Source organism: Pseudomonas sp. SLBN-26 (assembly GCF_006715895.1).
Lineage (GTDB): Bacteria > Pseudomonadota > Gammaproteobacteria > Pseudomonadales > Pseudomonadaceae > Metapseudomonas > Metapseudomonas otitidis.
Genome location: NZ_VFOB01000001.1, coordinates 5,012,468 through 5,024,504 on the forward strand (window position 1 = coordinate 5,012,468; position 12,037 = coordinate 5,024,504).

8 protein-coding genes are annotated in these 12,037 nt (G+C 68.2%); 5 read left to right on the forward strand and 3 right to left on the reverse strand.

Annotated elements, in window-relative coordinates; genetic code table 11:
- Positions 1 to 25: 25 nt before the first annotated feature.
- The 4 genes from FBY21_RS23145 (at position 26) to alr (ending at position 4,072) form a co-directional block, all read left to right on the forward strand.
- Positions 26 to 901 (forward strand): hypothetical protein, encoded by an 876-nt coding sequence (locus FBY21_RS23145; RefSeq protein ID WP_044401192.1) that lies wholly within the window; start codon positions 26 to 28, stop codon positions 899 to 901.
- Positions 902 to 922: 21 nt separating this feature from the next.
- Positions 923 to 1,369: a 50S ribosomal protein L9 gene (gene rplI / locus FBY21_RS23150; RefSeq protein WP_044401193.1), complete on the forward strand. Its 447-nt coding sequence runs from the start codon at positions 923 to 925 to the stop codon at positions 1,367 to 1,369.
- Positions 1,370 to 1,513: 144 nt separating this feature from the next.
- Positions 1,514 to 2,908: a replicative DNA helicase gene (dnaB, locus tag FBY21_RS23155; RefSeq protein ID WP_044401194.1), complete on the forward strand. Its 1,395-nt coding sequence runs from the start codon at positions 1,514 to 1,516 to the stop codon at positions 2,906 to 2,908.
- Positions 2,909 to 2,995: 87 nt separating this feature from the next.
- Positions 2,996 to 4,072: an alanine racemase gene (gene alr, locus FBY21_RS23160; RefSeq protein ID WP_074970522.1), complete on the forward strand. Its 1,077-nt coding sequence runs from the start codon at positions 2,996 to 2,998 to the stop codon at positions 4,070 to 4,072.
- A gap of 18 nt (positions 4,073 to 4,090) precedes the next feature.
- On the opposite strand, the gene FBY21_RS23165 is transcribed toward alr, so the two are convergent.
- A complete protein-coding gene (locus tag FBY21_RS23165; protein WP_142016586.1) occupies positions 4,091 to 5,977 on the reverse strand; it encodes a diguanylate cyclase domain-containing protein in 1,887 nt (628 codons plus the stop codon).
- 234 nt (positions 5,978 to 6,211) lie between these two features.
- On the opposite strand from FBY21_RS23165, the gene FBY21_RS23170 reads away from it, so the two are divergent.
- A complete protein-coding gene (locus FBY21_RS23170; RefSeq protein ID WP_142013956.1) occupies positions 6,212 to 8,506 on the forward strand; it encodes a YgiQ family radical SAM protein in 2,295 nt (764 codons plus the stop codon).
- A gap of 79 nt (positions 8,507 to 8,585) precedes the next feature.
- Here the strand turns inward: FBY21_RS23170 and FBY21_RS23175 are convergent, their stop codons facing one another.
- Together FBY21_RS23175 and FBY21_RS23180 are read right to left on the reverse strand one after the other, a co-directional pair.
- Positions 8,586 to 9,518, reverse strand: coding sequence for a transglutaminase N-terminal domain-containing protein (locus tag FBY21_RS23175; protein WP_142013960.1), 933 nt, complete (start codon positions 9,516 to 9,518; stop codon positions 8,586 to 8,588).
- Positions 9,518 to 12,013, reverse strand: coding sequence for a circularly permuted type 2 ATP-grasp protein (locus FBY21_RS23180; protein ID WP_142013963.1), 2,496 nt, complete (start codon positions 12,011 to 12,013; stop codon positions 9,518 to 9,520). Before FBY21_RS23180 ends, FBY21_RS23175 begins: the two co-directional genes overlap by 1 nt.
- Positions 12,014 to 12,037: the final 24 nt, after the last annotated feature.

The following is a 12,037-nucleotide window of genomic DNA, read 5'->3' on the forward strand; positions in this document are numbered from 1 at the left end:
GCCGGCAAGCTGAGAGATAGATCGCATGCGCGCACTGGCTGAATTCACCATGCGGGGCCGCATGCAGGCGACACTGGCCGTAGCCGGTTCCGCCGCTGTTCCACTGTTGTTCTGGCTGAGTGCGGCCGCAGGTGGCCTCGTGCTGCTGCGGCGCGGCTTCAGCGATGCCTTCGGCATCCTGGCCTGGGCGGTCCTGCCGGCGTTCTGCTGGTGGTACCTGGGCGAACCGAGCACCCTTCTGGTCCTGCTCGGGACGCTGGTGCTGGCGCAGATCCTGCGCGCCACCACCTCCTGGAACCATGTACTGCTGGGCAGCCTGGTGATCGGGGTGGTGTTCGCCCTGGTGCTGGGCCATACCCATGGCGAATTGATCAGCGCCCTCTCGACCGAGATTTCCAAGGTCATGGCGCAGTTCAAGAGTGGCAGTCCCGCGTCGGGCGAAGAGGCCGACGCGTTGCAGGCGATGATGTTGCCGCTCCTTACCGGAGTGATGGCCTCCTCGCTGCAGATGACCAGCCTGCTCTGCCTGGTGCTTGCGCGTTACTGGCAGGCGGCGCTGTACAACCCGGGCGGTTTCGGCCGCGAATTCCGGAGTCTGCGCCTGTCGCCCGTCGTCGCGGTGTTGCTGTTGCTGGGTGCCATGCTGGCACCGCAACTGTCGCCCGAGGCGGCGATGTTCGGCCCGCTGTGCAGCGTGCCGCTGCTGGTCGCCGGTATCGCATTGGGGCATGGCCTGATCGCCCAGAAACAGCTGTCGGGCGGTTGGCTGGTGGTGTTGTACGCCGCCGTGCTGATGCTCGGGAACTTGATCTGTCTGTTGGCTGTGATCGACAGCCTGTTTGATTTTCGCGGCCGCCTTGCGCGCAAGAACGGCGCCGGCCCCGCGAACGGTGAAGGTTAAAAGTTAAGAGGTTAATGCCAAATGGAAGTCATCCTGCTGGAAAAAATCGCCAACCTGGGCAACCTGGGCGACAAGGTGAACGTAAAGTCCGGTTACGGCCGTAACTACCTGCTGCCGCAGGGCAAGGCCACCGCTGCTACCGCCGAGAACGTTGCTGCGTTCGAAGCCCGCCGCGCTGAACTGGAAAAACTGGCTGCCGACAAGAAGGCTTCTGCCGAAGCCCGCGCTGCCCAACTGTCCGAGCTGGAAGTGACCATCACTGCCACCGCTGGTGACGAAGGCAAGCTGTTCGGTTCCATCGGTACCCACGACATCGCTGACGCCCTGACCGCCGCTGGCGTTCCGGTTGCCAAGGCCGAAGTCCGCCTGCCGAACGGCACCATCCGCCAGACCGGCGAATACGACGTGGCCGTGCACCTGCACACCGACGTCGAAGCCGCGGTCAAGCTGATCGTCGTAGCCGCCTAAGCGACGCGCCCGGTGGGTCCTCGCTTGAGGGCCATCCAGGCGGAGCAGGCTTGCACTCCGGTGCGGCCGGCTCAACAATCGGGCACGTCATTGCGCAAGCGGTGACGTGCCCGTTGTCTTTCTACCCCCTTCCATTCCGAGCCCATGAACGAGATCAGCATTCCCGAGCAGTTCGACCTGGAAACCTCAGCCCTCAAGGTGCCGCCGCACTCCATCGAGGCCGAGCAGGCGGTTCTGGGTGGCCTCATGCTGGACAACAACGCCTGGGAGCGGGTGCTGGACCAGGTGTCCGATGGCGACTTCTACCGCCACGACCACCGACTGATCTTCCGCTCCATCTTCAAGCTCGCCGAGCGCAACATGCCCTTCGACGTCGTCACCCTGTCCGAGCAACTGGACAAGGAAGGGCAGCTGTCCCAGGTCGGTGGCCTGGCGTACCTCGGCGAACTGGCCAAGAACACCCCCTCGGTGGCCAACATCAAGGCCTACGCGCAGATCATCCGCGAGCGCGCCACCCTGCGGCAGCTGATCGGCATCAGCAACGAGATCGCCGACAGCGCCTACGCCCCCCAGGGCCGTACCGGCGAGGAGATCCTCGACGAGGCCGAGCGCAAGATCTTCGAGATCGCCGAAGCCCGTCCCAAGACCGGCGGCCCGGTAGGCATCAACGACATCCTGGTCAGGGCCATCGACCGCATCGACGAACTGTTCAACAACGGCGATGCCATCACCGGCCTGACCACCGGCTTCGACGACCTCGACCAGCAGACCAGCGGCCTGCAGCCGGCAGACCTGATCATCGTCGCCGGCCGTCCCTCCATGGGTAAGACCACCTTCGCCATGAACCTGGTGGAGAACGCCCTGATGCGCAGCGACAAGGCGATCCTGGTGTATTCCCTGGAGATGCCCTCGGAATCCATCGTGATCCGTATGCTCGCCTCCCTCGGCCGCATCGACCAGACCAAGGTCCGTGCCGGCCGCCTGGACGACGACGACTGGCCGCGGCTCACCTCCGCGGTGAACCTGCTCAACGACCGCAAGCTGTTCATCGACGACACCGCCGGCATCTCCCCCTCGGAAATGCGCGCCCGTACCCGCCGCCTGGCCCGCGAGCACGGCGAGATCGGCCTGATCATGGTCGACTACCTGCAGCTCATGCAGATCCCCGGTTCCAGCGGCGACAGCCGGGTGAACGAAATCTCCGAGATCTCCCGCTCGCTCAAGGCCCTGGCCAAGGAATTCAACTGCCCGGTGATCGCCCTGTCCCAGCTCAACCGCTCCCTGGAACAGCGCCCCAACAAACGCCCGGTCAACTCCGACCTCCGCGAATCCGGGGCCATCGAGCAGGACGCCGACATCATCATGTTCGTGTACCGCGACGAGGTGTATCACCCCGAAACCGAGTACAAGGGCGTCGCCGAGATCATCATCGGCAAGCAGCGTAACGGCCCCATCGGCACCGTGCGCCTGGCCTTCCTCGGCAAGTACTCGCGCTTCGAGAACCTCGCTCCCGGCAGCTACAACTTCGAAGACGAGTAGACCGGCTCGCAACATCCGTCGTGGATCAATGAACACGGGCGCCCTGCAGGTATCATGGGCGCCCGTTTTCGTTCATGAGCCACGCCCATGCGCCCGCTGATCGCCGCCGTCGACCTTTCCGCCATCCGCCACAACCTCGCCGTCGCCCAGCGCTGCGCGCCCGGACGCCAGGTGTTCGCGGTGGTCAAGGCCAACGCCTACGGCCACGGCGTACGCGAAGTGGTGAGCGTACTGCGTGGCGTTGCCGACGGTTTCGCCGTCGCCTGCCTGGAGGAAGCTGCCGAAGTCCGCGCCCTGGACGATCGCGCCCGCATCCTGCTGCTGGAAGGCTGCTTCGAAGCGCGTGAAGTGATGATCGCCGCCCAGCTCGGCCTCGACCTGGTGATCCAGAGCGAGCGCCAGGCCCGCGCCCTGCTGGCGTCGGACATCGGCCGTCCGCTGAACGTCTGGCTCAAGCTCGACACCGGCATGCACCGCCTGGGTTTCGACGGTGACAGCCTGCGCGCCTGGCATGCCCACCTGCAGGGCGACGCACGCATCGCCGAGCTCAACCTAATCAGCCACTTCGCCTGTGCCGACGAGCGCGGCCACAGCCTCACCGAGGTGCAACTGGAGCGCTTCCTCGACGTCCTCGACCTGGATTTCCACCAACGCAGCCTGGCCAACTCGGCCGCCGTGCTCAGCGTCCCGGCCGCCCACATGGACTGGGTCCGCCCCGGCATCATGCTCTACGGCGCCAGCGCCATCAGCGACCTCAGCGCCCGCGAACTGGGGCTCAAGCCGGCCATGAGCCTGACCGCCGAACTGATCGCCGTGCGCGACGTGGCCGCCGGCGAGAGCGTTGGCTACGGCGCCACCTGGGTCGCCCAGCGCCCCTCGCGGATCGGCACCGTCAGCTGCGGCTACGCCGACGGCTACCCGCGCCACGCCCCCAGCGGCACCCCTGTGGTGATCCACGGCCAGCGCGTCCCGCTGGCCGGGCGGGTGTCGATGGACATGCTCGCGGTGGACCTCACCGACCTGCCGGAGGCCCGCGAAGGGGATGCCGTGGAACTCTGGGGGGCGCAATTGCCGGTGGATGAAGTGGCCGCCGCCTGCGGCACCATCGGCTACGAGCTGCTGACCAAGGTCACCGCCCGCGTTCCCCGTCGCTACCTCAGCTGACGGGGAGGGCACACAGGCTCAGGTCAGCCCGGTGGGCACCTTCAGCACGTCCAGGCGCAGGCAGGCCTCGCCGGACAACTCACCGTTGTCGCCGAAGATGGCGAAGCCCGAACGCCCCCGGTCCTTCACCTGGTAGAGCGCCTGGTCCGCCGTCTTGTACAGGCCGGCGAACTGCCGGGCGTGGTTCGGGAAGAGCGCCACGCCGATGCTGATGGTCACCGTCAGCTCGTGCTGGCCGTAGCTCACCGGCTTGGACAGCTCCGCCAGCAGGCGCTCGGCGATCTCCCGTGCGTGGGGTTCGGCATCCGGCCCGCAGATCAGCACCGCGAACTCGTCCCCGCCCAGCCGCGCCACGCTGTCGCCGCCGCGCACATGCTCGCGCAGGCGGTGGCCGATGGCCCGCAGCATCGCGTCCCCGGCGTCGTGGCCATGACGGTCGTTGATCGGCTTGAAGTGGTCCAGGTCGATCAGCATCAGCGCCACCGTCTCCTCACGGCGCCCCGCATTGGCCAGGGCCTGCTCGGCGCGGTCGATCAGGTGGCGGCGGTTGGGCAGGTCCGTGAGGCTGTCGTGGAAGGCCGCGTGCTCCAGCTCGCGCTCCCGCTCGCTGAGGCGCTGGTTGGCCGCCGCCAGTTCCGCCGTGCGCCGGGTCACCGCCGCCTGCAGCTCGTCCGAGCTGGCCTGCATCTGCGCCAGCCGCGCGGTCTTCTCGCGGTCGGCCAGCTCCAGCGCGGCCGCCTTCTCCTGCTTGAGCATCTGGATGCGGTAGGCCAGGGCGAAGGAGAACAGGATGGACTCGGCCGCCACCGCGATGGGGAACATGTAGGCCGTGAAGTTGGTGGGCTGCACGATTCCCGCCGCCCGCATCACCAGCACGGCGGTGCTGATCAGCACCGTGCCGTAGCCCACCAGGTAGAAGCGCGCTGGGAAGAAGCCCTGGTAACAGCGCACCCCCGCGCTGACCAGTGCAGTGGGCACCGTGACGATGGGCGTCAGGGCGATCAGCAGGGCGCCCTCGGCGCGGTAGCCGAAGGCGTTGATCAGGATGGCGATGGCATAGAGCACGCAGCCGGTGTTGAACGCCCGATCCGCCCACACCAGCCCGCGCCGTGTGTAGAGCAGCTCCTGGGTGAAGCGCATGACGAAGATGCCCCACAGCGAGGGCAGGGTGATGCGGTCCAGCCAGAACGGCACCGGCCAGTCCCCCCAGAAGTACTGGAAGCCGTGGCCGGTCATGCTGAGGATGAACACCAGCGCGCAGCCGGTGGCCAGCACGTACCAGAAATAGGCCTTGTCCCGCAGCGCCACGAGGATGAACAGGTTGTAGAGGAACAGCGCCAGGATCACCCCGTAGATGATGCCGAAGCCCATGTTCTCGGTGGCGCGCAGGTCCTGCAGGTCCTGCAGCTGCCAGACCTTGAGGGGGAAGGAGTTGCCGGCCGGGTCGTAGCTGCGGAAGTAGAACGTCAGCCCCTGCTCGTCGATGGGCGGCAGGCGGAACACCATGCGCCGGTAGTCATGGTCGCGACCCTCGGCGAAGGGCACGCTCTCGCTGGTGACGCGCTCCTGCCAGCCGCCCTGGCCGTCCGGCAGGAACAGGCTCACCCGGTACACGGTGATGCCCGAGTTCTCCAGCCACCACCGCGCCGGAGCATCCGGCGCGCGGGCCAGTTGCACCTTCACCCACCACTGGCTGCGGCTCTGCCCCACCGAAGCACGCCCCTCGGCCGGCACGAAGCGCGCCTGCACCGCCGGGTCGGCCATGTCGGCGATGGTCAATTGGCCGCTGGGGTCTTCGAGGAGTTCGATGGAACCGTTGAGGGTGCGGCCGCTGCTATCGGGTTGCAGGGTGAAGGGGGCTGCGCCGGCGTGCGTGCACAGACCAAGAACACCCAGCAGAACCATCAGGGGGATGAGTCGAGATAACACCGCACGCTCCTGTGTGCCCGTTACCGGTGGAAGCGGGCGATCTTGTTATCGGCGGGAGTATAGCCATTGGACATCAACGCTTCATGACAGGAGCACGAATCGTGCCGTCATCTGTCCGAAGCACCCTCAAAAAACCAAGCGTGGGAGTCGGGCTTGTACATTTTTTGTGCTATATTCCGCGCCCCCGTGAAAGCCAGCTGATCAAAAAACATGCAAGCCGCCAAGCCGCTGTTCGACTACCCCAAGTACTGGGCCGAGTGCTTCGGGCCCGCCCCCTTCCTGCCCATGAGCCGGGAAGAGATGGATCAGCTGGGTTGGGATTCCTGCGACATCATCATCGTCACCGGCGATGCCTACGTCGATCATCCTTCGTTCGGCATGGCCATCATCGGCCGCCTGCTGGAGGCCCAGGGCTTCCGCGTGGGGATCATCGCCCAGCCCGACTGGCGCTCGAAGGACGACTTCATGAAGCTCGGCGAGCCGAATCTGTTCTTCGGGGTCGCCGCCGGCAACATGGACTCCATGATCAACCGCTACACCGCCGACCGTAAGATCCGTTCCGACGACGCCTACACCCCCGGCGGCGTCGCCGGCAAGCGCCCCGACCGCGCCAGCCTGGTCTACAGCCAGCGCTGCAAGGAAGCCTACACCCACGTCCCGGTGGTGCTCGGTGGCATCGAAGCCTCCCTGCGCCGCATCGCCCACTACGACTACTGGCAGGACAAGGTGCGCCGCTCCATCCTCATGGACGCCACCGCCGACATCCTCCTCTACGGCAACGCCGAGCGCGCCGTGGTCGAGATCGCCCAGCGCCTGTCCCGTGGCGAAGCCATCGAACGCATCACCGACGTGCGCGGCACCGCCTTCGTCCGCCGCGACACCCCCGAAGGCTGGTACGAAGTGGACTCCACCCGCATCGACCGCCCGGGCCGCGTCGACAAGATCATCAACCCCTACGTCAACACCCAGGACACCGAAGCCTGCGCCATCGAGCAGGCCAAGGGGGAGATCGAGGACCCGAACGAAGCCAAGGTCGTGCAGATCCTCGACAGCCCGCGCATGACCCGCGACAAGACGGTGATCCGCCTACCGTCCTTCGAGAAGGTGCGCAACGACCCGGTCCTCTACGCCCACGCCAACCGCGTGCTGCACCTGGAGACCAACCCGGGCAACGCCCGCGCACTGGTGCAGAAGCATGGCGAGGTGGACGTGTGGTTCAACCCGCCACCCATCCCCATGACCACCGAGGAAATGGACTACGTGTTCGGCATGCCCTACGCGCGCGTGCCGCACCCGGCCTATGGCAAGGAGAAGATCCCCGCCTACGAGATGATCCGTTTCTCGGTGAACATCATGCGTGGCTGCTTCGGTGGCTGCACCTTCTGCTCCATCACCGAGCACGAAGGCCGCATCATCCAGAACCGCTCCCACGACTCGATCATCCGCGAGATCGAGGAAATGCGTGACAAGGTGCCGGGCTTCACCGGCGTGGTCTCCGACCTCGGCGGCCCGACCGCCAACATGTACCGCATCGCCTGCAAGGACCCGGAGATCGAGCGTCACTGCCGCAAGCCGTCCTGCGTCTTCCCCGGCATCTGCGAGAACCTCAACACCGACCACAGCTCGCTCATCGAGCTGTACCGGAAGGCGCGCGCACTGCCCGGCGTGAAGAAGATCCTCATCGCCTCCGGCCTGCGCTACGACCTGGCCGTGGAGTCCCCCGAGTACGTCAAGGAGCTGGTGACCCACCACGTCGGCGGCTACCTCAAGATCGCCCCGGAGCACACCGAGCGCGGCCCGCTGGACAAGATGATGAAGCCCGGCATCGGCAGCTACGACCGCTTCAAGCAGATGTTCGAGAAGTACTCGAAGGAAGCGGGCAAGGAGCAGTACCTCATCCCGTACTTCATCGCCGCCCACCCCGGCACCACCGACGAAGACATGATGAACCTCGCCCTGTGGCTCAAGCGCAACGGCTTCCGTGCCGACCAGGTGCAGGCCTTCTATCCCTCGCCCATGGCCACCGCCACGGCCATGTACCACTCGGGCAAGAACCCCCTGCGCAAGGTCACCTACAAGAGCGACGGCGTCACCATCGTCAAGAGCGAGGAGCAGCGCCGCCTGCACAAGGCCTTCCTGCGCTACCACGACCCGAAGAACTGGCCGCTGCTGCGCGAGGCCCTGCAGCGCATGGGCCGCGCAGACCTGATCGGCAACGCCAAGCACCAGCTGATCCCCACCTTCCAGCCCCAGGCCGACGAGTACCACAGCGCCCGCCGCAAGAACTCCACCACGGCCGGCACACGCAAGGCCGGCAGCACAGGCAAGGTGCTCACCCAGCACACCGGCCTGCCGCCCCGTGGCAGCGATGGCAGCAAGCCCTGGGACAAGCGCGAGCAGGCCAAGGCGGCAGCCCAGGCCCGCAAGCGCGCCGAGGAGAAGGCCGCCGGGCCCGGCAAGGGCGGCGGCAAGAAGCCCGCAAAGCGCCCCGTCGCGCCGCGCTAAATGAAAACGCCAGCCTTCGGGCTGGCGTTTTTGTGTGTGCGCTCCAGCGGATGAGCCTCCCGGCTGCCGGGCGTGGAGACTAGACCGCCATCTCCCACAACGGCATCACCGTCACCCGCACCTCCGGGTCATGGCTGCCGCCCCCGAGGATCACCCCCCGCAGCGGCGAGACGTCCGAGAAGTCCCGGCCCCAGCCGAGGGTGATGTGCTCCAGGTCCGGCAGCATGTTGTTGGTCGGGTCGAAGTCCACCCAGCCGTGCCGGGGGCAGTACACCGACACCCAGGCGTGGGAGGCGTCGGCGCCGATCAGCCGGGGTTGCCCCGGTGGTGGCTGGGTCAGCAGGTAGCCGCTGACGTAGCGTGCGGCCAGGCCCCGCGAGCGCAGGCAGGCCAGCATCAGGTGGGCGAAGTCCTGGCACACGCCACGGCGGCGCTCCAGCACTTCCACCAGGGGCGTCGCCACCTGGGTCGCGTCGGCGTCGAAGTCGAACTCGCGGAAGATCTTCTCCATCAGCGCCGCCACGCCCCGCAGCAGCGGTCGGCCAAGGGGGAAGCAGTCCTCGGCGTAGTCGGCGAACTGGCGCTTCAGGCGCACGTAGGGCGACTCGCTGCGGAAGCGGCAGGCCTCCAGCGTGTCCGCCGGCAGCGGCCGCCCGGTGTAGGCCAGGCCGGCCAGCACCTGCTCCCAGGCCGGCGAGGCGTCGAGGTCGAAGGGGCCGCGGGGCAGTACCTCCACCAGCAGCCGCGCGTTGACCTGCAGTTCGTCGTGGGGGCGCTCGAAGGCCAGCCGGGTCAGCGGGTTGCCGAACACGTCCAGCCCGTCGCTGCGGGTCGAGGGCGCGGGGTGGATCTCCAGGGACTGGCCATGGCAGCGCTGCCAGGGGCATTCCCGGGGCCACAGGTGCAGCTGCTGCTGGGACAGCGACACCGGCGAGGCGTAGCGGTAGAGGGTGTCGTGGAACACCTGGTAGCGCGCGCCCTGGGGCGCGAGGGAGAGGGCGGGGGCGTGCATCAGGTGGACACCGTTTGCTGGCTGACGTCATCGACATGGGCAAAATAGCGCAGCCCGAGGCGGTCGGAGAGCTGGCCGGCGAGGGTGGCGATCTCCTGAAGCAGGCCGGCCAGCCCTTCCAGCACCTCGTCGACGCTGTCGGCGCCGAACAGCGGGTTCTCCAGGCTGCCCAGGTCGAAGGCCAGCAGGCGCCCGATCAGCCCGCTGAGTACCAGCTCCTGGGGCGCCCCGAAGGTCTCGTGCACGCGCGCCAGGGAGCGTTCCAGCGCCTGCAGCTGGAAGCGCAGGGCGTGGGGGTTCTGTTCGTGCAGCAGCAGCAGGTCCAGCACCGGGATCAGCTGCGGCGAGGCTAGGTAGCGCGAGCGGTAGGTGATGGTGCTGTTGCCCAGCTCCAGCAGCCAGTCCAGGGTGCCGGCCTCCCAGGCCGCGCCACCGCGCAGGACGCCGGCGATGGCCTCGGCGAAGAACTGCACCCGCTCGATGCGCCGGCCGATCATCAGGAAGCGCCAGCCGTCGTCGCGGGTCATGTCGTCCAGGGCGAAGCCCGACAGTGCCGCCATCGACATCAGCAGCCGCCCGAGGAAGTCCAGGGCATCGCCTAGGTCCACCTGGTGCGGGTCGAGGGCATTCACCTCGCGTTGCAGCTCCAGCAGCGCGTGCCAGTTCTCCCGCGACAGGCGCCCGCGCACCTGGGCGGCGGACCAGTGCAGCCGGCGCAGGTTGGCGCGCAGGCTGAAGGGCCACTCCTCGCTCAGCAAAGCGTCCAGCAGGCGCCGCTCCAGGGGCGCCTCGCCGGCCGGCAACTGCCCCAGCTGGCCGGCCAGGTGCAATGCGCTGTGCAGCGCCTGCTCGTCGCCGTCGGCGTCCACGTAGCGGGTCAGCACCACCCGCAGCAAGCGCGCCGAGTCGTCGCAGCGCTCGGCGTAGCGGCCGAACCAGAACAGGTTCTCCACCAGCCGCGAGGGCAGGTACGGGTCCTGGCGCACCAGGTCGCGCACCCCCAGTTCGCGCGGGCGCAGCGGTTCCCCGGTCACCGGGCGGTCGGCCAGCACCCAGGTGTCCTTGCTGGCGCCGCCACGCTGCATGGACACCACCTCGGCATCCGCCTCCGAGGCCACCCGCGTCAGCCCGCCGGGCATCACCCAGTAGCCGCCGTCGGCCGTGGCCACCGCGAACACCCGCATGCCGATGGCGCGGGCCTGCAGGGTGCCGCCGTGGTCCGGCTGCCACACCGGGGCCAGCGACAGCTGCGCCTGGTGCTGCGCCACGTAGGCGTGGGGGCGTGCCCGCAGGCGCTGGTGCAGGGCCTCGCGCTCGGGGGCCGAGAGGGTGTGGCCGAAGACCGGTTCGAAACTCTGGGAAGGGAAGGCCGGCTTGATCACCAGCCCCTCCAGCCCGGTGAGGATGTCCCCCAGCGCGCCCGGCTCGCCGCACCAGCGGGTGCCCACGGTGGGCAGCAGCAGCTCCTCGCCGAACAGGCGGCGGTTCACCCCCGGCAGGAAGCCCAGCAGCCCCGGTGATTCCAGCACGCCGCTGCCCAGGGCATTGGCCACCAGCACCCGGCCTTGGCGCACCGCCTCCAGCAGGCCAGGCACGCCCAGGGCCGAGTCGGTGCGCAGCTCCAGCGGGTCGCAGAAGTCGTCATCCAGGCGGCGCAGTACGGCGTGCACGCGCTTCAGGCCGCCCAGGGTCTTCAGGTAGAGGGTGGCGTCGCGCACCGTCAGGTCGCTGCCTTCCACCAGGGGGAAGCCCAGCTGGCGGGCCAGGTACAGGTGCTCGAAGTAGGTCTCGTTGAAGCGTCCGGGGGTCAGCAGCACCACCAGCGGCGTCTCGCCATCGCTGGGGGCCTGGCGCAGCAGGGTGTCCTGCAGGGCGCGGAAGTAGCCGGCCAGGTACTGCACCCGCAGGTCGCGGTACAGCTCCGGCAGGGCGCGGGAAACGATCTGCCGGTTCTCCAGCGCATAGCCCGCGCCGGAAGGGGCCTGGGTGCGGTCGGCCAGCACGTGCCACTGGCCGTCGGCATCGCGCGCCAGGTCCACCGCGTAGCTGTGCAGGAAGCGCCCGCCCGCCGGGCGGATGCCCTGGCAGGGCCAGAGGAAGCTGGTGTGGCCGAACACCAGCTCGCTGGGCAGCAGGCCCTCGCCCACCAGGCGCTGCTCGCCGTAGAGGTCGGCTAGCACCGCGTCCAGCAGGCGTGCGCGCTGGGCCACGCCGGCGGCGATGGGGGCCCATTCCGCCGCGCTGAGCAGGTTCGGCAGCAGGTCCAGCTCCCAGGGGCGGTCGGTGCCCTTGGGGTCGGCGTAGACGTTGTAGGTGACGCCGTTCTCCTGGATCTGCCGCACCAGCAGCTCCTGGCGCTGGCGCAGCTGGGCCGCGCCGCTGCGCGCCAGTTGCTGGTGCAGGCGCTGCCAGTGGGGGCGCACACGCCCCTCCGCCTCCAGCAGCTCGTGGTAGGCGGTGGGGCTGTAGGGGTAGTGGGCGAGCAGGTCAGGCATCGGGGACTCGGTTCAGGGTGGCCC